At 44.4% G+C, this 23,621-nt stretch carries 19 protein-coding genes; 9 read left to right on the top strand and 10 right to left on the bottom strand.

The features are described 5' to 3' along the window. Positions 1 to 39: 39 nt before the first annotated feature. Positions 40 to 1,302: a carboxypeptidase-like regulatory domain-containing protein gene (locus F597_RS0116040; protein WP_019540779.1), complete on the top strand. Its 1,263-nt coding sequence runs from the start codon at positions 40 to 42 to the stop codon at positions 1,300 to 1,302. 194 nt (positions 1,303 to 1,496) lie between these two features. Continuing rightward, complete coding sequence (locus F597_RS0116035; RefSeq protein WP_019540778.1) at positions 1,497 to 3,218, top strand: tetratricopeptide repeat protein; 1,722 nt, start codon at positions 1,497 to 1,499, stop codon at positions 3,216 to 3,218. Positions 3,219 to 3,361: 143 nt separating this feature from the next. Here F597_RS0116035 and F597_RS0116030 read toward each other — a convergent pair whose 3' ends face one another. The 8 genes from F597_RS0116030 to F597_RS0115995 form a co-directional block, all read right to left on the bottom strand. Further along, positions 3,362 to 4,747 (bottom strand): MFS transporter, encoded by a 1,386-nt coding sequence (locus F597_RS0116030; protein WP_019540777.1) that lies wholly within the window; start codon positions 4,745 to 4,747, stop codon positions 3,362 to 3,364. A 104-nt stretch (positions 4,748 to 4,851) separates the two neighbouring features. After that, positions 4,852 to 6,351: a histidine ammonia-lyase gene (gene hutH, locus F597_RS0116025; protein ID WP_019540776.1), complete on the bottom strand. Its 1,500-nt coding sequence runs from the start codon at positions 6,349 to 6,351 to the stop codon at positions 4,852 to 4,854. Positions 6,352 to 6,499: 148 nt separating this feature from the next. Then, positions 6,500 to 7,126, bottom strand: a complete 627-nt coding sequence (locus F597_RS0116020; RefSeq protein ID WP_019540775.1) for a cyclodeaminase/cyclohydrolase family protein — start codon at positions 7,124 to 7,126, stop codon at positions 6,500 to 6,502. A gap of 306 nt (positions 7,127 to 7,432) precedes the next feature. Next, complete coding sequence (locus F597_RS0116015) at positions 7,433 to 7,792, bottom strand: four helix bundle protein (RefSeq protein WP_019540774.1); 360 nt, start codon at positions 7,790 to 7,792, stop codon at positions 7,433 to 7,435. A 23-nt stretch (positions 7,793 to 7,815) separates the two neighbouring features. Further along, complete coding sequence (gene hutI / locus F597_RS0116010; RefSeq protein WP_019540773.1) at positions 7,816 to 9,066, bottom strand: imidazolonepropionase; 1,251 nt, start codon at positions 9,064 to 9,066, stop codon at positions 7,816 to 7,818. Positions 9,067 to 9,071: 5 nt separating this feature from the next. Then, positions 9,072 to 9,968 (bottom strand): glutamate formimidoyltransferase, encoded by an 897-nt coding sequence (ftcD, locus tag F597_RS0116005; protein WP_026327536.1) that lies wholly within the window; start codon positions 9,966 to 9,968, stop codon positions 9,072 to 9,074. A 105-nt stretch (positions 9,969 to 10,073) separates the two neighbouring features. Further along, a complete protein-coding gene (locus F597_RS0116000; RefSeq protein ID WP_019540771.1) occupies positions 10,074 to 12,056 on the bottom strand; it encodes a urocanate hydratase in 1,983 nt (660 codons plus the stop codon). Beyond that, a complete protein-coding gene (locus tag F597_RS0115995) occupies positions 12,053 to 12,529 on the bottom strand; it encodes an OsmC family protein (RefSeq protein ID WP_019540770.1) in 477 nt (158 codons plus the stop codon). The genes F597_RS0116000 and F597_RS0115995 overlap by 4 nt, the downstream gene beginning before the upstream one ends. Before the next feature lie 195 nt (positions 12,530 to 12,724). Between F597_RS0115995 and F597_RS0115990 the strand changes: the two genes are divergently transcribed. The 7 genes from F597_RS0115990 (at position 12,725) to F597_RS0115950 (ending at position 21,475) form a co-directional block, all read left to right on the top strand. After that, complete coding sequence (locus F597_RS0115990; protein ID WP_157279199.1) at positions 12,725 to 13,210, top strand: Dabb family protein; 486 nt, start codon at positions 12,725 to 12,727, stop codon at positions 13,208 to 13,210. Between the two features lie 218 nt (positions 13,211 to 13,428). After that, entirely contained in the window at positions 13,429 to 14,028 is a 600-nt protein-coding gene (locus F597_RS0115985) for a TetR/AcrR family transcriptional regulator (RefSeq protein WP_026327533.1), read from the top strand. Positions 14,029 to 14,260: 232 nt separating this feature from the next. Then, the gene (locus F597_RS0115975) at positions 14,261 to 15,586 is read left to right on the top strand and encodes a TolC family protein (protein ID WP_169337992.1); all 1,326 of its coding nucleotides are present in this window, start codon (positions 14,261 to 14,263) and stop codon (positions 15,584 to 15,586) included. A gap of 282 nt (positions 15,587 to 15,868) precedes the next feature. Next, the gene (locus F597_RS0115965) at positions 15,869 to 16,933 is read left to right on the top strand and encodes an efflux RND transporter periplasmic adaptor subunit (RefSeq protein WP_019540764.1); all 1,065 of its coding nucleotides are present in this window, start codon (positions 15,869 to 15,871) and stop codon (positions 16,931 to 16,933) included. Positions 16,934 to 16,944: 11 nt separating this feature from the next. Next, a complete protein-coding gene (locus F597_RS0115960) occupies positions 16,945 to 20,067 on the top strand; it encodes an efflux RND transporter permease subunit (protein ID WP_019540763.1) in 3,123 nt (1,040 codons plus the stop codon). A gap of 63 nt (positions 20,068 to 20,130) precedes the next feature. Continuing rightward, positions 20,131 to 20,943 (top strand): acyl-ACP--UDP-N-acetylglucosamine O-acyltransferase, encoded by an 813-nt coding sequence (gene lpxA, locus F597_RS0115955; protein WP_044060407.1) that lies wholly within the window; start codon positions 20,131 to 20,133, stop codon positions 20,941 to 20,943. 94 nt (positions 20,944 to 21,037) lie between these two features. Continuing rightward, a complete protein-coding gene (locus F597_RS0115950) occupies positions 21,038 to 21,475 on the top strand; it encodes a thioredoxin family protein (RefSeq protein WP_019540761.1) in 438 nt (145 codons plus the stop codon). Between the two features lie 535 nt (positions 21,476 to 22,010). Here F597_RS0115950 and F597_RS0115940 read toward each other — a convergent pair. Then, positions 22,011 to 22,919 (bottom strand): glycerophosphodiester phosphodiesterase family protein, encoded by a 909-nt coding sequence (locus F597_RS0115940; protein ID WP_019540759.1) that lies wholly within the window; start codon positions 22,917 to 22,919, stop codon positions 22,011 to 22,013. Positions 22,920 to 23,101: 182 nt separating this feature from the next. Beyond that, positions 23,102 to 23,512 carry a DUF5856 family protein gene (locus F597_RS0115935; protein ID WP_019540758.1) on the bottom strand — a complete coding sequence of 137 codons (411 nt, stop codon included), beginning with the start codon at positions 23,510 to 23,512 and terminating at the stop codon, positions 23,102 to 23,104. Positions 23,513 to 23,621: the final 109 nt, after the last annotated feature.

Genomic DNA, 23,621 nt, shown 5'->3' with positions numbered 1-23,621 from the left:
CCTGATAAATAAAACCTGCGGAAGGTAACGATAAACAATGTGAATTTAAAAGATTACATACGTGGACAACGGCAGGGGAAGGAAGCCAACCAACTGGAACGTAAAGCCATGGACGATCCTTTTCTGCAGGATGCCATCGACGGGTTCGATTCGGTAGAGGGAGACCATATGGCTGCGACCGAAGACCTGGAAAAACGGGTTTCTTCTCCTCAGAAACGTGTCCATAGACGGTTGTGGTTATGGGCTGCAGCAGCTGTGATCGTATTACTTATCGGTACTCCCCTCCTGCTTGACAGACCCTATACGGAAAAGGAAATACCCATGGCATCCTCCGATATCATTCAACAACGGAAAGAGAATAAAACTCCTTCTCTTCAAAAAGATACGATATTGATCGCCGAACACCCGGAAAAAGAAGAAAAAAACATCTCAAGGGCAACTACTCCGGACCCGGTTCGCAAAGAGACTTCCGGGAAAACCGTTGCATCGACGGTCGCGCCCGTTAAACCGGAGGTCGAAATCATTGAATCGGTCGCTGAAGAAATTGAACCTGTTCCGGATAAAGAGATACGGCTGTCAACCGCTCAGCATGTAAGTGAAAAAACAACTCTCGAAGCACCCTTAAAAGAGATTACAGAAGCATTGGCCGGACGTGCTGCAGGGGTTACAGTGTCACAACAGGAACAGGATAAAACCATACGAATCAGGGGCATATCAAAATCCACTCTACAACCTGACAGACTATTCGTCTCGGGGCGCATAGTGGATGAGACCGGCGAACCGATCCCGGGCGTTACGGTTCATATCCCCAATACCCTCACCGGCACCGTTTCCGATATGGAAGGTAATTTTCAATTATTCATTCCGAAAGACGAACAAAAAGAGCTTATTGCCTCATATATCGGTATGAAAAATTCCAGTATTCCATTAATAGAAAATGCGGGAGATATCATGATGAAAGCCGATGACATGGCGCTGAACGAAGTTGTTATCGTTGCTTTTGGAACACAAAAGAAGGCAACCGTTGTAGGTGCTGTTTCAGCTATAAAAGATACGACAACATTTGGTGAAGAAGAATTCAGGAACTATTTTACCAAAAATTACGATAAAGAAATATGTGCAGGACAAAAAATTATAATTGCTGTCGAATTTTTTATAGATCCGATGGGACGGCCGGCACATATCGACATCAGAGAAAATTCCTGCCCTGCACTGGAAAGCGAAATAAAAAGACTTCTACTGGGTTCTCCGCTCTGGTCGAAAACAAACAGAAAAGTAACCTTACAAATTGAACTGCCTTAATAATCACAGTTTTCGACCACTAAAAGAATCAAAACAACAATAAAACCAGATACCCCGACAAACAATTATCCATGAACAGTTGTTGAATTAAATAGATGTAAATCACAGTATTTCTTCCCGCCAAACGACTGAATGCCAGTCCGAATGGTGTTATGCTTATTTTTCCAACATATTAATCATTCAAACTGATTGACATGATCAGATTTCCATTCCTCGTGCTTTCGGTTTTACTTATCCTCTCGTGTAATAACAAAAAGGAGGAGGTAAAAGAAAAAACATCCGTAATGACCGGTTGTCATAGCACCCAAACAACCGACAATGAGTGGTACACCTCAGGCAAAAAAGCGCCGATGTTCAAAGGATTAGATGGTATCGACTTCAAAATATCAACTAGCAGCGAAGAGGCTCAGGCCTATTTTAATCAGGGAATGATGCTCTCGTATTCATTCAACCATGCGGAAGCAGCAAGATCATTTTATGAAGCCAGCCGCTTAGATTCCACCTGCGCCATGGCATACTGGGGTTATGCCTATGTCCTTGGCCCCAACTATAACGCCGCAATGGAAGAAAATAATTATCAGCCTGCTTACGAAGCGGCGCTCAAAGCTTTATCCCTCTCCAAAAACTGCACTCCCATGGAGATTTCTCTGATCAATGCTTTGGCAACACGGTACGAAGCAAAAGCACCTGACGACAGAAGCTATCTTGATATTGCTTATGCTGAAGCGATGAAAAAAGTTTATGAGCAATATTCTTCCGACCCTGACATTGGTGCTCTTTACGCCGAATCATTAATGGATCTCCATCCCTGGGATCTATATGAAAAGCATACCAAAAAGCCTAAAGCATGGACACCGGAGCTGATTGCCGTACTGGAACACCTGATACAAACCCATCCGATGCATCCGGGAGCGCATCACTTCTATATTCATGCGCTGGAATCCTCCGCTACTCCCGAAAAGGCACTGCCCAGCGCGAGATTACTGGACACATTGGTCCCAGGGGCAGGACATCTGGTACATATGCCTTCCCATATCTATATCAGTACCGGCGATTATCATCTCGGCACACTTGCCAATCAGCGGGCTGTAGAAGTGGATAGCTTATACACCACGGCCTATCATGCACAAGGCGTTTATCCGCTCACCTATTATCCGCATAATTGGCACTTTCTGGCAGCAACCGCCGCGCTTGAAGGCAACTCTCAATTAGCCTGGAAGGCTGCGGAAAAAGTGCAGGAGCATACGGCTACCGATATTATGAATCAACCGGGATGGGGAACATTACAGCATTATTATATCATCCCTTATTATATTGCCGTAAAATTTGCGATGTGGGATACTATCTTCTCCATACCCCAGCCTGAAAAAGATCTTTTATATCCTCAGGCGATATGGCATTATGCACGGGGTATGGCCTATCTGGGCACCAATGATTTGCCGAATGCTCAGAAGGAATTAGAGACACTGAAAATATTGGCTGCAGATACTTCTTTGGAAGAGATAACAGTTTGGGGTATCAATACTACAGCAGACCTTGTACAAATCGCTGAAAAGGTATTAGCAGGAGAAATAGCTGCCAAACGAGGTCAATTCGAGACCTCTGTTTCTTTACTCAAAAAGGCGGTGCAAACAGAAGATAATCTCAACTATAATGAGCCCCCCGACTGGTTTTTCTCTGTCAGGCATCATTTGGGTGCAGTACTTCTCAAAGCCGGGAAATATAAAGAGGCGGAAAAGGTATATCGTGAAGATCTGCAAATATGGAAAAAAAATGGCTGGGCTTTGATAGGATTGTATAATGCATTAGTATTGCAGAAGAAGGATGTTCAGGCACAATCAGTCAAATCTGATTTTGACAAAGCGTGGCAATATGCCGATGTGCAATTGGTATCTTCATCCAGTATTACCCATTGATAAATTTGATTCAGCCTTCCTGCAGGCAGTTTCATTGGCTCCACTCATTTTTTATAAATCAACGGCTTCTACCAACCAGATAAATTAGGGTAGAAGCCGTTCGAATTGTAATATTATCACCGGATCACTTTTTCATCTTACTGCTATTTCTGGATATTAGGCGACTCTAAGCCATACCCTTTCCGCTTGTCTTCCGCTTTCAACAAGAAGGCTACAACCAACGCCAGTATACCAAATCCGGTAAAAATCATCATTGGTAATGTATAATCGTAAGTATTCACAGTAAGTCCGTCGCGGACAGTTTGTCCGGTAATACAATATTTCTCAAGCACCCAACCGATCAACAGAGGCACTCCTGCCAATCCCCAGTTCTGTACCCAGAAGATAAGGGAGTAAGCGGTACCCAATCGTTTCTCGGGTACAATTTTGGGAACTGAAGGCCACATGGCCGAGGGTACCAGTGAAAAAGCAATTCCCAGGATCACTACCAGTACCATCGCAAAGACCCAACTGTTCAAACCGGGTATGGAGAAAAGTGCATGTACCAATATCAGCAGTAATGAACCGATGATCATAATGGTAGCTCCTTTCCCTTTTTTATCGTAAATCCCCCCGAACAAGGGTGTCAGCAGGATATTCCCGAAGGGCAGCAACATAGGTATCATTCCGGCCAGGTCTTCTGCCACACCGAATTTATTCACCATCAGGTCAGTTGCATATTTGAGAAAGGGAAAAACAGCAGAATAGAACAAAACGCACAAGAGGGCGATATACCACCATCCCCTGTTATTTAATATTTTCCCGATATCAGAGACTTTGAATTCGTCTTCCGGATTCTTCTCTTCAGCATCATCCGTAGCTTCCGACGCATCCAGCTTCCTGTCCATCACCATATAGGCAAAGAAAGCTATCAACCCGATGCAGAGTCCGATCAACGCTACTAATACCGGGCGGGATACATCTATTATACCTGTTGCTTTGGCAATCGGCACAGAGAATCCCAGTGCAAGCGCAGTACCGATCCGGGCCATTGCCACCTGCATTCCCATAGCGGTAGCCAACTCTTTTCCCTTAAACCATTTCACAATAATCTTCGACACGGTGATACCGGCCACCTCAACCCCTACGGCAAAAATGGCAAATCCGATACTGGCCCAAAAAACCTGGGCATCCAGCCCAAACAGGGTCATACCGCGCAGCGACTCTGTAGATACAGCCCAATATTTGAGCGCTGTACCAATAACCATCACTGAAGCAGCACCCACTCCTGTAAGCCTGACTCCCAGTTTATCGAGGATGATACCTCCCAGGATAAGCATCAACAGGAAAATATTGAACCAACCATATGAACTGGTAAATGTACCGTACTCTGCCCGGGTCCATCCCAGTTGTGCCTCCAGCAGTCCGGCCAGCGGAGCCATGATATCTGTTAAGAAATATCCGCACATCATTGTGAAGGAGACAATGAAAAGTGCAGACCACCTTGCCGCTGCAGAATCTCTGAGCGATTGTCTTATTTTTTCTACCATTTTCTTGTTATTTTTTGATGTCTGTTTTTTTGAAGAGACAAATATAGTTAATCTTCATCATTTATCGGAAAAAACCAGTCTCTGTTTTTCATCCGGCAGGTTGTTTAAATATCATCGACCTCTAACCGGTTAAGAAATGAGGTCGTTTTTCGTATTTCTTTATACATCACAATATCTTCATCGATAAAAGGCACTTCTTTGCGATAAGCTTTCAGTATCTTTTCTATCAACGGGGAAGATTTAAGGGGGCGCCTGAATTCCATTGCCTGTGCCGCATTCATCAGCTCAATGGAAAGAATGATATCGAGATTATCCATCACTTTGAGCAGTTTGACAGCCGAGGTGGCCCCCATGCTCACATGATCTTCCTGCCCGTTGGAAGAGACAATCGAGTCGGTACTTGCGGCATAGCTGTACATCTTATTCTGGCTCACCACCGATGCCGCCACATATTGAGGGATCATAAAGCCCGAGTTAAGGCCGGGATTGGCTACCAGGAACTCGGGAAGTTCCCGTTTGCCGAGGATAAGCTGGGCGGTACGCCGTTCAGATATATTTCCCAGTTCTGCCAGGGCGATGGCCAGAAAATCGAAAGCCACGGCCAGGGGTTGTCCGTGAAAATTCCCACCCGAAATGATCTCGTCGTCATCCGGAAAAATGGTAGGATTGTCGGTTACAGAGTTTATCTCTGTAACCACAACCGATTTTACATAATTGATGGCATCTTTGGTAGCACCATGTACCTGCGGTACACAACGGAAAGAGTACGGATCCTGCAGATGTTTCTTTTTCCCGGAGATGATGGCGCTCCCTTCCAGGAACCTGCGTATATTTCTACCTGTTTCCAACTGCCCCTGATGAGGACGGATAAGTTGTAATTTCTCTTCGAACGGTTCGATATGGCCGTCGTATGCATCGAGCGACATGGCGGAGATCAGGTCGGCCCGTTTTGAAAGTCGCTCTGCCTTCAGGATGGCATATACGCCGTGGGCTGACATGAACTGTGTACCGTTCAACAGCGCCAATCCCTCTTTACTCTTTAACCGAATCGGTTTCCAACCGAATTCATCGAGTACCACACCGATATCCTGTTTCTTTCCTTTGTAGAAAACATCACCTACACCGATCAAAGGCAGGAAGAGATTAGCAAGCGGAGCAAGGTCACCTGAAGCGCCCAGCGAACCTTTGTCGTACACGATGGGTAGGATATCATTGTTGAACAGGTCGAGCATCCGTTGCACCGTCACCACCTGTACCCCGCTATAACCCAGAGAGAGGGCGTATGCTTTAAGCAGGAACATCAGTTTGACGATCAACGGTGGCACCTCTTCACCCACGCTGCAAGCATGTGATTTCACCAGGTTCTCCTGGAGTGTGCTCAGGTCGTCATTTGAAATAGTACGGTTATACAATGAGCCAAATCCCGTAGTGATCCCATAGATCGGTCCGGTTTGGTTTTCCATTTTCTTATCAAGATAATCGCGGCATTTCTGTATCCGCTCTTTGGCTTCAGGTGCCAGTTCCACCTTAATATTTTCGGTAATGATCCATTTCAGATCATCCAGCGAGAGCTCTCCTTTCCCGATAAAATAAATATTTTTCATATGACTAAAACTATTATTTTCAATGGTGTCATATGGAACTCGCTTTTAGTCATGTTCTTATGTGAGAACAATTATCATGCTCGTTTCATATGGTTATTTTACTTTATTCGATGCATGAAATCTTTGTTTCCAGGTCCGTTTTACTCCATTAAATTATAGATTTCACCCAATCGATCATTTTGTTTTCCCTGGTAATAGCATCTTTTTCAATCCTATCACATTTATCTTTTAACTCTTCGACAAACATCGTATCATTAATACCACTCAGATTGATACGGACATTAAGGAGCGCTCCCATAATGGCAGTACGGCAAGCCATCAGACCGACCATCCCGTCAGTCACGGCATTTTTATTTCCTTTCCGGATCGTTTCAATGACGGTATCGAACATTTTATGTGCGCGTTCCGCTACTTCCATCGGGACGAGTGAAGCGACCTTCATTGCTTCCTGAATTTTTTTGCTGCGCAGTTTTTTTTGCTCATCCGTCTCTTTGGGCAGTTTGTAGGCATCCATCACCAAACTGTATGCATCCGCATCACGATCTATATCGTTGATAAAGTGTAATCTGTTCTCCTCCATCTCTTCAACAGTCTTTTTCATTAGTTCTTCTACATCGGTATAATTTTTCTTACCGACAGTCAGGTTGGCCATCATCCCGGTCAATGCAGAAGCGATAGCGGCATTCAATGCCGAAGAACTGCCGCCGCCAGGAAGAGCTTCATTGGCCGCGGTTTTTTCAAGAAATTCTTTTAAAGTTAAATCCTGTAGTTTCATATTTTGAAAGTTAAAAGTGAATAATGAATAATGAATAGTGAATAATTAAGAATTCAAGTTTCGTAAGTTATAGAATTGCAACTAAAGCATTCGTCTGACGATATTTTATGACCCATTGTAGCTCTCGTTCGTTAAAAGAGTAGAACTCGCTTCGCTCAGACAGCTACTCTTTTTACTCTCACTTCGACCTATGGGTCCCCACAAAATATCTAAATGTCTCCACTTTAGTTGCATACATCCCAAATTTACATGCGAAACTTGAGTTAAGAATGAAGAATGAAGAATGAAGAATGAAGAATGATATGTTTAGTTTTTTAAATTTTTCTTTGATGTTTTTATTATCGAGACGAGTAAAGCTATTAATTCATTACAGTTAGAATTCATCGGTATAAAGGTATCATTGTCAATATAGGATAAATCTTTCAAAAGAGAAATCCAGTAAATAGTCTCATTGGCTTCCTTTAAAGCGATACTCATTTTATGAATAAAATCAGACTTACTTTGTGCAAATTCTGCTTCTCTAATTAAAGCTCCAATAGCTGTTCCACTCTTCATTATCTGGCGACTCAAAATATATTCATTTTGCTCTTTTTGTAAATTCTTCACCAGTTGAATTATTTGAAGAGCAAACTGATAACTTTTTATTTTCAATACGGAATCAGCCATATTTCATTCTTCATTCTTCATTCTTAATTTTTAATTACAATACTTCCTCTTTTTATTACCGTCTCCACAATATTCATCCCCACATGATAGGGCAGGAATTTATAGGAAGGGAATTGTAGCAATACCAGGTCTCCCTGCTTACCCACATCGATGCTGCCGATACGGTCTGCGCGGTTGAGGGCCGCCGCACTGTTGATGGTAAAAGCGGTGACTGCCTCTTCGGGCGACAGTTGCATATAGATACAGGCGATAGCGAAGAGTAATGGTACCGATGCAGTGAACGAACTTCCCGGGTTGAGATCCGTGGCCAGCGCCACTATGCAGCCCGCATCAATCATCTCCCGGCCCCGGGCATATTCTTCACGCAACGAAAAGGCAGTGAGAGGCAATAAGGTAGCGACTACACCTGCTTCGGCCAGGGCTTGGATCCCTTCATCCGATGCCTGCAAGAGATGATCGGCAGAGACGCAATGCAGCTCCGCAGCAAGTTCAGCACCACCCAAAGGTACTATCTCGTCGGCGTGCATCTTCAACAGAAAACCATGCTCCCGTGCAGCCATCAGGTAGCGGCGCGACTGTTCTACAGAGAAAACTCCTTTCTCACAGAAGATATCGACCGCTTCTGCCAATTGCTCCCGTGACACAAGCGGGAACATCTCCCTGATATTGAAATCTATAAATTCACCCTCTTTACCTTTCCATTCCTCCGGTACAGCATGTGCTCCCATAAAGGTTGGCATGATATCCATCGGATGGGTTTCATTCAGGCGGCGCATCACATGGAGCTGTTTTAGTTCGGTATCCCTGTCAAGCCCGTATCCGCTCTTTCCTTCCACTGTGGTAATGCCCAGCCGCATCATCGCATCGAGCCGCTGCATGCCGGATTCTATCAACTCTTCTTCCGTCGCTTCCCGCGTGGCACGGGTCGTATTTACAATACCCCCACCCTTGTTCATAATATCCATATAGCTTTCGCCACGCATCCGCCACGAGAATTCCTCCTCCCGGTATCCACCGAACACGAAATGGGTATGCGGATCTACAAATCCGGGAAGTAATGCCTTGCCTTCGGCATGGAGAATCCGGTAGTCGCTTTCGTTTACGGAAATCGGTTCACCCGGTTGCAGGACATGCGAGATAACACCGCCGGTCACGATCACCGTCCCGCCTTCAATCACCTGCAAGTCAGACATCTCCCTGCCCCGTTTTCCTTCAAAACCGCTGCAAGTAACTACCTGGGCGGCATTTTTTATGATCAGGTTATTCATTTCCATTCGTGTCATTCCATTAACCGTGCTTCAAGCACCTGGCTGACGGAGAAATTCTCAAGCCCCAGGTAATAAGCGGCGGAGTCGACCAGTGCTTCCATGGGTACAAGGCCGATCACCTCGGCGCCCACCACGGGTACACCATAGCGTTGTGCTTCAATGCGTACCAGTTCGTGAGCTCGGTAAATAGCCGTTTTGGTGTAGTCGGTCAGGTTCATCGAGACTTGTGTGATACCACGATCTTCCAGTGCCACGCCCATCGCTTTACAGAACCGTAATCCTCCGCCGATATGGCGTACTTTTTTACTGATGGCGATCGCGATCTCCAGATTATTTGTGCCCAGGTTCACATTATAGGCCACCAACGGCATACGTGCGCCAATAGCCACGGCTCCGGCCGTAGGATGCGGTTCGGAAGGACCGAAATCGGGTATCCATTCCGGGAGCTTCATCTTATCGGACAATCCTTCAAATTCTCCTTTACGTACGGCGGAAAGATTTTCACGGTGAATTGCAGAAGCTGACTTTTCATATAGATAAACCGGCAGGCCAAATCTCTCTCCCACCGTTTGTGCCATCTCTTTCGATAGTGCTATTGCCTCCTCCATCGTCACATTCTTAATCGGGATGAAGGGTACCACATCCACTGCTCCCATGCGGGGATGCTGGCCGTGGTGTTGTGTAAGGTCGATCAACTCCACTGCTCGTCCTATCGCTTCGATCACCGCGTTTTTCAATGCTTCCGGTTCGCCTGCAACGGTGATCACTGACCGGTTATGATCCGCATCACCGCTGTAATCCAATAGTTTGACTCCTTCTTTATCCCGGAATGCATCCGCTATTTTTTCAATTTTTTGTTTGTCGCGTCCCTCACTGAAATTGGGAACGCACTCCATGATTTTGTTCATAATTTGGTACTGATCTGAATTGTTTTCTTCTCTATATTGATCTGATTTTATTTTCAATCAAGCCTAGGCAAATGTAGTGATAATTTTACGTATTTCCACGCGTTATTATAAAATGATATCATCCAGTAACTCATCATCCGCCAGATAAGGTTCGGTGATACGATATCCGTCCGCATGTGTACTGTTGAACGCCTTCACGGTACTAATCGCATTGGGGTTACGGGCCCAGGAACGACGCGCAACACCTCCCATCACGTCCCAGAACATGGCCGAACGCAGGATCTCATCTACCCTCTCACTGCCGTCACAGACCATTCCGAAACCGCCATTGATCGCTTTTCCGATACCGACTCCCCCACCGTTGTGCAGTGCTACCAGGCTCATGCCTCGGGCTGCATTGCCGGCAAAGCACTGTACTGCCATATCGGCCATCACGTTGCTGCCATCCTTGATATTAGCGGTCTCCCTGAATGGAGAATCCGTCCCACTCACATCGTGATGGTCACGTCCCAGCATCACAGGACCGATCTCTCCATTACGCACCATCTCGTTGAATTTCAAGGCGATTTTTAATCGACCCTCTGCATCCTGATAAAGAATACGCGCTTGCGTACCGACTACCAGCCGGTTTTTCTCCGCATCACGAATCCATATCCAATTATCACGATCCTGCCCACGCCGGTTCGGATCGATGCACTCCATCGCAGCGCGGTCGGTCCTGGCAAGATCTTCCTGCTTTCCACTCAGGCAGACCCAACGGAAAGGGCCATAGCCATAGTCAAACAATTCGGGCCCCATAATATCCTCCACATAGGAAGGCCAGATAAAACCCTCTTTCTCGTCCCTGCCGTTCTTCGATATCTCTTTCACTCCGGCATCATAGACCGCTTTCATAAAAGAATTCCCATAGTCGAAGAAATAAGTACCTCTGTTTACCAATTTCCGAATCACATAGAAATGGCGCCGGAGCGATGCATCTACCAATTCCCTGAATCTGGACCGGTCTTCATGCAACAAACGGGTACGCTCTTCAAAGGTGACACCGGCGGGACAATAACCGCCTGTGTAGGGTTCGTGACATGAGGTCTGGTCGCTCAGTAGTTCTATATGGATATTGTGCTTTTCCGCAAATTCCAGCAGATCGACAATATTTCCGTGATAAGCGACGGAAAGTGGTTCTTTACATTTGATCGCGTCGTCTGCCCAACGGAATGCTTCTGCTAAATTGTCCGTAATCCGTTGCACCCAACCTTGCGAGTGACGTGTTTCAATACGCGACATATCCACCTCGGCAATAAGAGAAACTGCACCGGTAATATCGGCCGCTTTGGGTTGCGCACCGCTCATCCCACCCAGCCCGGAGGAGACAAACAGTAGTCCCCGCAGATCACCGTCCTGCGGAATGCCCAGTTTCAACCGCCCTGCATTCAACAGCGTATTAAATGTGCCATGGACGATACCCTGAGGGCCGATATACATCCATCCGCCGGCAGTCATCTGCCCGTAGTTGGCTACTCCCATCTGTGCAGCGATTTCCCAATCCGCCAGGTTATCAAATATACCCACCATCATCGAGTTGGTGATGATCACCCGGGGTGCATCCGGCTTCGACCTGAACAGTCCCAGCGGATGCCCGCTCTCGACCACTAATGTCTGCTCCTGCGTCAATTCTTCCAGATACATTTTGATCAGCCGATACTGCATCCAGTTCTGGCATACCTGTCCGGTTTCGCCGTACGTGACCAGTTCATAGGGATAGAGTGCAATATCGAAACAAAGATTATTATCGATCATCACCTGAAAGGCTTTTCCTTCCACACATTTCCCTTTATACTGATCGATGGGTTTGGCTTTCAGGTCTCCTTCGGGACGATAGCGGTAACCGTATATCCTGCCCCGCATTTTTAGTTCTTCCAGAAACTCAGGGGCTAATTGTTGATGCAGTTCTGTGGGAATATAACGCAGCGCATTTTGCAACGCAATTTTTGTCTGGCTGCTTGTCAGGCTGAATCCACGGTCGGGTGCACGGCGGATTCCTTCCCGGAATACAGGATATGGGGGCAATTGATTAGGTAAGGTTATTTTCATACAAATATTTTTATTGTAGTACGATGCTTTACCGGAAAACTGACCGAATTAGCGATAAAACAATGTTCATGGGCTTTTTGATGTAATACTTCTATTATATCCGGTGATACCTCTCTGCTAACGGTTATCACAGGTTGAAGGGTAACCTCTTTGAACTTTCCTCCACCGTTCGCCATCTCAATCATGATTCCTAAGGGATTATCCACATAATCGACGACCACAACTCCGCTATCGGCACAGAAATGCAGAAACCACAACATATGACAACCTGACAGTGAAGCCAACAAAAGTTCTTCGGGATTATACTTTGTGTCGTCGCCCCGAAAAACCGGATCTGACGAGCCCGGAATCTCAGGTTTGTTTCTTGCCGAAATAATGTGATTTCGCGTGTAAGACCGATAATCCGATGTCCCGGTTCCATTGTTGCCCGTCCATCGGACTGTTACATTGTATATATGCTCTTTAGCAATCATATAGGATAAAATAAAGGATACGCAAAAATACGAAAAAAAGTATAGATAACGAATTCCTTCAGGAAAGGAGCTAAAGTAGCCCTGACAGGTAATGGAACAAGTCGTTTCTGACGATCTTTTCCGGGCCACGTCAGGAAAAGATCAATAGATGAATAGACTCTGGACGAATTATTTATTAAAAATTGGATGAACCTGATGGGAAATAGCTATATTTGTATTGCATGGAAACAGGAGAAAACTTTTAAAAATCAAGAAAAAATGAAAAGAAGAAAGTTTATTGAAAAAACACTGGTTACTGGAACAGTAATCGGTTTAGCAGCGACATCCACAAATAAGTTGCTTGCATCGCCTGCAAATGAGCAAAACCAAAAAGGAACAATTATTCATTCCGTATATTTTTGGTTAAAACCCAATTTAACTGAACAAGAGGAGAAGCAGTTTCTTACCTTCTTTGATTTACTCAAGAAAATACCAGGTGTCAGCTCACTTGTTTATGGAAAACCTGCGCCTACTACAAAAAGAGAAGTGACAGACAATACCTTTAGCTACAACCTGATAATTACGTTTAAGAATATGGAGGATATTAATAATTATGAAACACACCCGGAGCATGTCAAAGCAGCTTCAGAATATGCAAAATTTTGGGACAGGGTTCAGGTTCGGGATTGCATAGTAGATTAATTAGTAACCCGCCATATTGGAGGATGAATTTGTCTGTACACACATATAGACAAACGAGCAAAAAAGGACAGCACCCAATAATGCAGTTCTTTACCCTCCAATTGGAACGAAGAGTAATAGCAATCTTTAATTTTTCCATTATTTTTTACAAAAAAACAGTTTATTGTATGTTTATTTAAAAATAATATATATATTTGCAGACCAAACAGTCGGTTTATATGCATGGATCGAGAGAACATATAATAAAAAAGGCGACGGCTCTTTTTCTGCAGAAAAGCTTCAAAGCTGTAACGATGAAAGAGATAGTGGAAAGTACCGGACTCTCCAAAGGGGCATTCTATCATTATTTTCCCAGTAAGGAAAGCCTTTTTTTCGAAATAGTAGAAACATATATCAGAATGCTCAATATAGACTTTGACAAATTCAGTAAAAATTCTCTTTATGAATTTTATCATAACTATATCGACAGCAGTTACAAAAAATTCATGCAACTAAAAGAGTTCCTCGAAGATACAAATGATGAAGACGATCTCACTTATATTACCCTGACATTTGATGCGATAAACCTCTTCCCGGGTTTTAAGGAACAGGTAAGGCAACTCCATAACAGGGAATTATCCGCATGGGAAAATGTGATACAATTGGCCATGGAGCGCGGAGAGATCAAAAGTTCAATGTCCGCGATGCAAATAGCCAAACTGTTTGTCTACGTCAGCGATGGCATCGGCCAGCGCCTTATTATGCAAGGGCAAATCAAGGATTTAAAGGATGAGTTATTGGCACTTTGGAATGGATTGTATAACGATCTGAAAGTATAATTTTTTTACAATATAATAAACCGGATGGTCGTTTTATTTTCACCTATAATATACCGACTGGTCGGTTTTAATATATAATTAATCGAGTTTACTAACTCTGTATTTTCTCACTATATAAATAATAAATAGAAACAAATGATCCGGACGACGATATATTATCCACAACAACATACCGACTGGTCGGTTTCAAAACAAAAAAAAGAAGATGATTACAAAAAAGAAAATCCTAACAATGCTGTTTATTTTCGTCGTAATACAGCTATCGGGACAGGACGCAAAGATGTCGCTGTCGTTAAAACAATCCTGCCTATTGGGGATTGAGGAAAATGTGAATGTACAGAATGCTGCGCTGGAGCAGCAGAAAGCACGCTATCGCTTACGGGAAGCCGAAAGCAAATTGTATCCGCAGTTGGAAGCCTATAGCAGTTTCAGCTATTATTACGCTATCCCGAAACTGATCATTCCCGGCGAGATTTTCGGACAAACAGGTTTGATACCGGTGGAAATAGGGACTAAATTCGATTGGTCAAATGGTTTCAGGGCGACACAACTGCTATACAGTCAAAGTTATTTTACTTCGCTGAAGCTTGCCCGGCAGATGGAAACGCTGAGTGAGTTAGACCTGCAACAGAAAAAAGAAGAAATTATTTTCCAGGTGTCACAGTTATACTATTTATGCCAGGCCACCCGTGAACAGATCTCACTCCTGGAGGCAAGCAAAAAGAATATGGATCGCCTGCTCGGGATCACCGAATTGCAAAGCAGGAACGATCTTATCCGGAAAACCGATCATTCCAGGGTATCAGTAGCCGCAGACAACCTGCAAACCCAGATAGACAATCTGGATCAGCTATATAGCAACCAATTAGGACTGTTGAAGTATCTTATCGGGTTACCCATGGAGACAGAAGTGGTTTTGTCCGACACCTTTGCTTTGTCGCAGGAGAATATGCTGGTTGACCTGTTCCACAAGACTGGGCTTCCGGAGAGAACGGAACTGCAGGTACTGGATAAACAGATCGAAATAACCGGACTTACCCGGAAATCGATCCGGCAATCCTATCTGCCGACATTGACCGGCTTCGGAGAATTCTATTATCAGGGACAACGTAACGAATTCGATTTTTTCAAAGAAGGAAATGATAAATTCTTCAGGGTCGGATTTGTGGGTATCAACCTGACTATCCCGCTTTTCGACGGTTTTGAAAAACGATCGAAAATAAAACAATACGATCTGGAATTGATGCAATTGAGGAACGCACGGGAAAACCAACTGGAATATTTCTCCAAAGAACTTGTCGATGCCCTGAACCAGTATAAGAACAGTCTGGAAATACTGCGCCGGCAGGAAAAGAACATACAGGTCGCGGAAGAGATTTACGACGTCAGTTTACAGGGATACCGGCAACAGGTTGTTTCGCTGTCCGATCTGATGATGTCGGAGAACGAACTCACCGAAGCACACCTCTCCTACTCTAATGCATTGATGCAACTGAAAAATGCTGAAGTGGAGATGAAGAAAGTGAAAGGGGAAATGCTTTTGATAATTGATAATTGAAAATTGACAGTTGAATTTTCTTAGGAATGAGGGCAGAGGCAAGCTTGCTTGTACTATGCCGAGTGACGACAGAAAATCAATGGAGTTAAAATTGAAAATTACCAATGACAAATTACTAATTACTAATTGTAAATCAGAAAAGTGGAATTTTGGATTAACAATCGGTGTAAGCCAAATTATGAATTGCTTTTCAATCGACATAGTCAAATTTGAAATCTGAATTGAAAATCGACGTAGTCAAATCTTGAATTTTGAATCTTGAATTTTTTAATAAACAAACATATGAAGCAAATTAAAAAGTATGCCGTGATAGGGATTATTATTGCTATAGCAGCTTTGGGAATCCTTCAACTGGTCAACAACAAGAAACGGTTAGACAACGAACTGCAAGCCATGCAACAATACAGCATGGTCGTCCCGGTGGAAGTTATTCCCCCGGAGAGACAAGGTACTTCGCAACACGTTACGGAAAACGGTGTATTGACCTCCGGATCCGAAATCACAATCCTTTCCGAAACATCCGGTAAAGTATTGTCGGTCAATGGGAATATCGGGGATAAAGTGTACGCCGGACAAATTCTTGTTACGGTGGAAAAAGAATTGGTAGAAAGTCAGTTCCAACTGGCGAAAACCAACCTGGAACATGCGGAAAAAGATCTGGCACGTTATGACAGTCTGGCGGAAGGCGAAGCTGTGACACAACAACAACTGGAAGCTGTAAAACTGAAATACCGGGATGCGCAGACCCAATTCACGGCATCGAAAAAGCAATTGGAGAATACCACTATCCGCTCTCCTGTCAATGGGGTGATTGCAAACCGCCTGGTAGAAAAAGGTACAACCCTGTTGCCTTCCATTCCGATATTCACGATCGCAGAACAGGATAGGATGGTGTTCACGGTAAATATGGCGGAGGAAGACGTGCGGACGCTCGGCAGGGAACGGAAAGCCGAAATCTTCATTGATGCGTCTCCGGAAAATTCTTTCACGGGGAACATCCGCGGCATAAGTACCGTACCGGATCTCTCGGGACGCTACAAGGTAGAAATGGAATTGAACAATCCCAGCGGATTATTGCGGGCAGGAATGAGCGGAAAAGCCGTCTTCACGAGTGATACCGATAACGAAGGACTTGTGATTCCCCGCAAATGCGTTGTTGGCAGTGTCAGGGACGGAAAGATCTTTATCGTCCAAGGAGATACCGTAATCTCCAAACAGGTAAAAGGCCGGACACTGAACGAAGCCGAAGTACTGATAACGGAAGGTGTAACGGAAACCGACAGGATCGTCCTCTCCGGACAAATCAATTTAGAGGACGGCAGTAAAATAAGAATCCTAAACCAATAAAAATCATCACAATGAATCTATCGGAATTATCTGTAAAACGCCCCACCCTTGTGATCGTCGTGTTTACCGTGCTCGCATTCCTGGGTATATTGAGCTACCGGTCACTGAAATATGAACTGATACCCGACTTCAGCTCGCCGGTCTTTACGGTGGTAACCGCATATCCCGGTGCAGGTTCCGTTGAAGTGGAGAACAGCGTGTCCAAACCTATCGAGGAAGCTCTTTCGGGATTACCCAGTATCGACGTCATCCGTGCCATCTCGCAGGAAGGCGTTTCCATCGTGATGGTTACACTGCAAATCAATGCCGACGTCGATCCCATCGTGAACGATGCGGTACGGAAAATCCAGGCAGCCCGCAGCCTGTTGCCGCCCCAGGCATTGGAACCTACCGTCACGAAACTGTCGGTAAACGCCCTGCCGGTCATGGTGCTGAGCGTGAGGGCCGATATGCCCGCAACAGAACTGTTCGATGAATTGAATTACCGCATAAAACCGGCATTCGCAAAAATAGAAGGAGTGGCTGAGATCGATTTTCTGGGAACATCGGAACGGGAAATACAGGTCAACGTGGATCACGATAAACTGGATAATTACAATTTATCCATCCTGCAGGTGGTAAATGCCATTCAGGCTTCGAATCTCGATTTTCCCGCGGGAAAGATCACGACAGACCGCAACCAAACCATGTTACGTATGTCTGCAAAATTCACGCAGATACAGGAAATCGCCGATCTGGTGATCACCGGACGGAGTGACGGTTCTCGGGTAAAACTGAAGGATATAGCCGAGATCATCGACACGGAGAAGGATGCCGGCACCCTGTATCGTGTGAACGGTGAACCGGCCGTAGGTATCCAGATCAAAAAACAGGACGGAGCCAATACTGTTGCCGTATGCGATGCAATAAAGGAAGAGATCACATCACTCGAGAACCGTTATGCTGCATCGAACATGCAGTTCTCTATTCCGCAGGATGGTTCGCTGATCATCATCGATGCTGCCGACTCGGTACAGTTCGACCTGATACTGGCTGTTATCCTGGTAACATTCGTCATGCTTTTTTTCCTGCATAGCATACGTAATGCCGTTATCGTGATGGTCGCCGTACCCTTGTCCATTATTTCCACCTTCATCGGGATGGAACTGCTGGGATACACCCTCAACCTGCTCACGCTGCTGGCACTTTCGCTGGTGATCGGAACGCTGATCGACGATGCCATCGTGGTACTCGAAAATATATACCGCCACCTGGAAATGGGGAAAAGCCGTTTGCGGGCAACCGTCGACGGTATACGGGAAATCGGGTTAAGCGTAATATCCATTACCCTGGTGCTCGTGGTGGTGTTCTTTCCTGTTGCACTGTCCCAAAGCATTATATCGCCGGTGATCGCACCGTTTGCCATGGTGATCGTTATTTCGATATCGATAAGCCTGTTGGTGGCCTTTACTGTCGTTCCCCTGCTTACCTCGCGTTTCTCCAAACTCGAAACCCTCGACCGGAAGACAGGATGGGCCCGGATCATCGGCGGTTTCGAAAAAGGAATGACCGCCTTCTCGAATGCCATCCAACAGCTTCTTCAATGGTCGTTGCGCCGCAAATGGATCACAATGGTCGTCGCAATCCTGCTGTTTGCCGGTTCACTGATGCTACTCGCCGGCGGTTTTATCGGCAGCGAGTTGATGAATATAGGCGACACGGGCGAATGCATTGTGAAAGTGGAATATCCGAAAAATTACACCATCGAACAGAACAACCTGATGACACGCAGGATAGAAGAGGCCATCAGTAAAAAACCCGAAGTAATCGGGATTTATTCATCTATTGGCAGCGGATCGGGGTTCCTCGCAACGCAAAGCGGCAATTATCAGTCCGAGATCAATATCAAACTGGTGGATAAGACAAGACGGGACATTTCGTCGAATGTTTTTGTGAAAAGGCTGGAGAATGAACTGAATGAAACCTTTACCGATGTGAAAGTAGAGTCGGCTGTGGTAAGCCTTGTCGGAGGTGCCGATGAAGCGCCGATCCAGATCGTTTTTCAGTCACCGGATACGGATACCCTGATGGCCTTTGCCGAACAAATGCGCAGACATATCAGTGAAATACCGGGCACGAACAATGTCAAACTAAGCATTGAAAGCGGAAACCCCGAAGTGGTGATCAGGCCGGATAAGGAAAAAATGGCACGGTTAGGATTATCGCCCGAAACGGTGGGCGCCACCATCTACACCTCCTTTAGCGGAAACAGCGACAGCAAATTCCAAAGCGAAAATTTTGAGTACGATATCAACGTGCGTCTCGACGCTTTTAACCGGCAATCCATCCGCGATGTGGAGAACCTGACATTTATGAATGTTGCCGGACAAACGGTGAAACTCAAACAATTTGCTTCCGTCACCGAAGAAACCGGAACGTCGCAACTCGAGCGCTACGGGCGTATATCGTCGGTAATGCTCGAATCACAGGCCCTGGGGCGAGCCGTGGGAGATGTCGGAAACGATGTTATCTCCTTTCTCGAAAAAACGGATCTTCCGGAAGGGGTTACCTGGCTACCCGAAGGGGAATTCAAATATCAGGAAGATGCATTCGGCAGCCTCGGCACAGCTTTGCTGATCGCCATCGTACTGGCCTACCTGATCATGGTGGCATTGTACGAGAGTTTCCTGCATCCTTTCGTGGTACTGTTCTCCATTCCGCTTTCCATTATCGGCGCTTTGCTGGCACTGGCACTGACAGGACAGGCGCTTAGCATTTTCAGTCTGCTCGGTATTATTATGCTGGTAGGGCTGGTACTTAAGAATGCCATTCTGGTGGTCGACTTTACCAATCACCTGCGCAGGGAAGGGAAAAACACCCACGATGCGCTGACACAGGCAGTACAACTCCGGCTCCGTCCTATCGTGATGACCGCGATCTCCACGGTGATCGGGATGATGCCTATTGCCCTGTCGCACGGTACAGGAAGCGAATGGAAGAGTGGTATGGGATGGGTGCTGATCGGCGGGCTGCTCAGTTCAATGCTGCTTTCGCTGGTGGTGGTACCGGTAGTATACGCGATTGCCGAACAGGCAAAGGCATTTATAACCCGTAACACAGGTAAAAAAACTGATCTATCCTTTCAAATATTTTAATCAATATCGTATACTTTAAAATTGGATTAAAAAAACGACATGAAAGAGAAAACAAACAAAAAAATGAAACAACCTTTAGCCTACATTCATCCCGACGCAAATATTGCGCCAACGGTCGAGATAGAGCCATTTGTCACCATCGATAAAAATGTGGTTATCGGAGAGGGAACCCGTATCGGTTCCAACGTGAGAATTATGGAAGGTACACGAATCGGTAAAAACTGCCATATCTTTCCCGGAGCAGTGATAGGCGCCATTCCCCAAGACCTTAAATTCAGGGGAGAAGAGACGCTTGCCCTTATCGGCGACAATACGACCATACGGGAATTCGCGACTATCAACAGGGGAACCATTGCCAAAGGCAAAACCATTATCGGGAATAATTGTCTGATAATGGCTTACTGCCATGTCGCACACGATTGTATACTGGGCAACAATATCATCATGGCCAATACGACACAACTGGCAGGAGAAGTTGTTATTGACGATCATGCTATCTTAAGCGGCGGTATTTTGGTTCATCAGTTTACGCATATCGGTTCGCATGTGATGATCCAGGGGGGATCGAAGATAAACAAAGATATACCTCCTTTCGTAAAAGCGGGACGCGACCCCGTTTCATATATAGGCATCAATTCCGTGGGATTGCGACGACGGAATTATACCAACGGACAGATAGAAAACATCCGGAATATTTACCGTTATCTTTATTTGATGGGGATGAATACATCGCAAGCCCTTGAGCGCATTGAAGCCGAATTTCCGGCCACAAAAGAACGCGATGATATTTTACTTTTCGTCCGCAGCTCTTCACGCGGAATTATTAAAGGGCATCCCGAACATGACAGTAAAGATATACCTGTTCTATCACATTAGACCAATTACGATCACCACTGAATGCAGATTAATCATTGATAATCGGATATATATAAGTAAGTCTTTAATAATCCATTGTAATAAAATATCGAATATGTCGAAGCATGTTTTTAAACTTGATCCATGGCATTTTGTCATTGCAATAGCGATATTTTATATTCTGACTACTGTTGTTGCAGAGGTCAAGGTTAAACAAATGCCATTGGCATCAGTGAATACGAATTTAATTGAACTTGAGGAGATCGAACTGAATAATGAAGAACTCTATTTTGTGTTTTTCCATGACAGTAATTCGGAACTCTGTGAAAAAGTGCGATTTAATATTGAAAAACTGATTGAAAGTAATCAGGAACCGCTTTCTTTCTACGCCATAGACGTAAGTAAAAACCCGGGATCTTTTTATGAATATAATGTCTCCGGCGTTCCTAATATATTGGTTTTTAAGGGGAATAAAGAAATAAAAAGAATCATGGGAGTGATATCCTATGAAAATCTAACAAGTATCGTTCAAAGAATGAGAAAATATGCATAGATAAGTTCTTAAGATGAATCAAATAACAACAAGAAACAATCTTTATGTCAGGAAAAATGATAAAACAAATAAATTCATTCATCAAATTAAACTGGTTCGTATTCGCTTGTATGTTATCAGGAGTAATTATCGGTTACATATACTGGTATTATTGGGGGATATATTACGGCACTCTCCCACTCTCTTCCGTGTGCTGGGTAAATTGCACCTACGGAGGATTGATCGGGGGATTCCTGGGTAGTTTAATAAAGGAATAACTATTTCGTTAAGCAATACGGGCAGAAGACAAGCTTGCCTGGAATGTTTTCGATAAGCGAATACAGCGGTAAAACAAGTTTTGCCTCTGTTGAGCGTAGAAAACAACTAAGTTTACTTGAATATGTCGTTGCGAGAATTGAAAATCGAGGAGCGAAGGTGACCCAAATAGTCTAAATTTATTGAATTTTTCAGGAATAACAGGTAACGTTACAAATATTACAAAAGTACATACCTCAGCATTTATACGAAACAGGAAAAGATAAGAGGAGACTGGGCATCAATCCTTCAGTACCTTCCATACTTCAACCGGATAGTCTGACTCAATGATGTCGGGACTTATCCTGATTGCTTGTCTGTAGGCAGACTCTCTTTCCTCGGCTGTTCTTAGCCGATCGAGTGATGGAGCGTATGACACCATACATCTGACACCTTTGGCCCGTAACTGTTCGACAATATGTCTGTTGGAGTCGTTAATCGTCTGTCCTACATAAGCAATCATGTTTTCCCAGGGAACACCCGAAATAGCAATATCTTCGAATTCTTCGTCATTCCTTGCGAATATTGACAACATGATTCCCGGTAATCTGTCGGAATAATATCTTGCCTGTGCTCCGGTGTGTACTGTAAGCATTACATGCTTTTCCGCCTTGTGCTTCTTGATTAACTCCACAATCATATGAAGCGGTACATCTTTCTTATCAAGATTGACTACGGTCTTGCCTTTACTCCATTTGATCACTTCTTCGAGTGTGGGTATTTTGGCGGAAGTGACATTTCCCTCATGATCTTTTAACCTTACCGATTGTAGTTCGGAGAAGGTATAATCGGAGAGATTGCCGGTCGCATCAGTAGTCCTGTCCAGTGTGGCATCATGCATAAGTACAATAATACTATCTTTGGTCAGGCGGGGATCTACCTCGAAGAAAGCAGGCATTTGGCTCAATACATGCTGGAATCCTTCAATGCTATTTTCCGGATATCCAGCCTCACGCCCGCCTCTGTGCCCACTTACCAGTATTGAACTATCTCCTTTGTAAGCAAAATATTGATGCGTATCCCTAAGCTTTTTAAATTTAATATAATTCTCCTCACCCTCCTTGGTCTTACAACTGTGTAAGAAAAGCAGTGAAACCAATAAAAGAGAAATTACAAAAAACAGGTTGTTGTTGATTTTTATAGTAGCCATTTTATAGATTATCTTAAAAAGTATTCATTTCCCAAAAGGATAACATAAAGATAGAAAAAATAATAATACGCTCAGCAGAATAGAGTATGTTTTATAATATACATAAATAAACAAACATAAGTCAGAAAATAAAAAAGAGCGGACAAAGCCGCTCTCCACTTTTTTCATTTTTACGGTTTTGGTTATTGTAATCTGACAAGCCGAAAAAGAAGTTGTTGAATAGCTTCCTGGATATCGTCGAGGATCGATTCCGAAAAATCCTCGGTAAACAATTCACGTTTGGATTCTACATATTCGTAGAAGCCCGAAACGTGTTTTACGATATCTCCCGGAACAGAAGTTTGGGGAACCACGATATTCAAATCGCCCTTTAATGCATAGGTGGTTTCAGTAATACGGTCAAGTAGATCCGTTAAAGCGGCTATAGCCTGATCCAGTGCAATGTGTTGGGCATAACTACCTTCGCCTGTTACATGCCAGTGATAAAGTTTCAAACTGTTATTAAATGAAAAGAGTTCTCCAATAAAAGTTCCGATTTCTTTGTTAACGGTACTTGTTTTTGCCTTAGATTGTTTTGCTGTTGCTGTACTCATAACTGTTTTTTTTAGATTGTTAATATATATCTAACAATCGATAATGAAAAAAGTGCTCATGTAATCATTGAAGATATTGATAATGCATAGCTGTTATCTATATATCAGA

It is taken from the genome of Proteiniphilum acetatigenes DSM 18083 (assembly GCF_000380985.1).
In the GTDB taxonomy this organism is placed as follows: Bacteria; Bacteroidota; Bacteroidia; order Bacteroidales; family Dysgonomonadaceae; genus Proteiniphilum; species Proteiniphilum acetatigenes.
The sequence above is the reverse complement of the archived record's forward strand: the minus strand, read 5'-3'. Positions and strand labels throughout refer to the sequence as shown.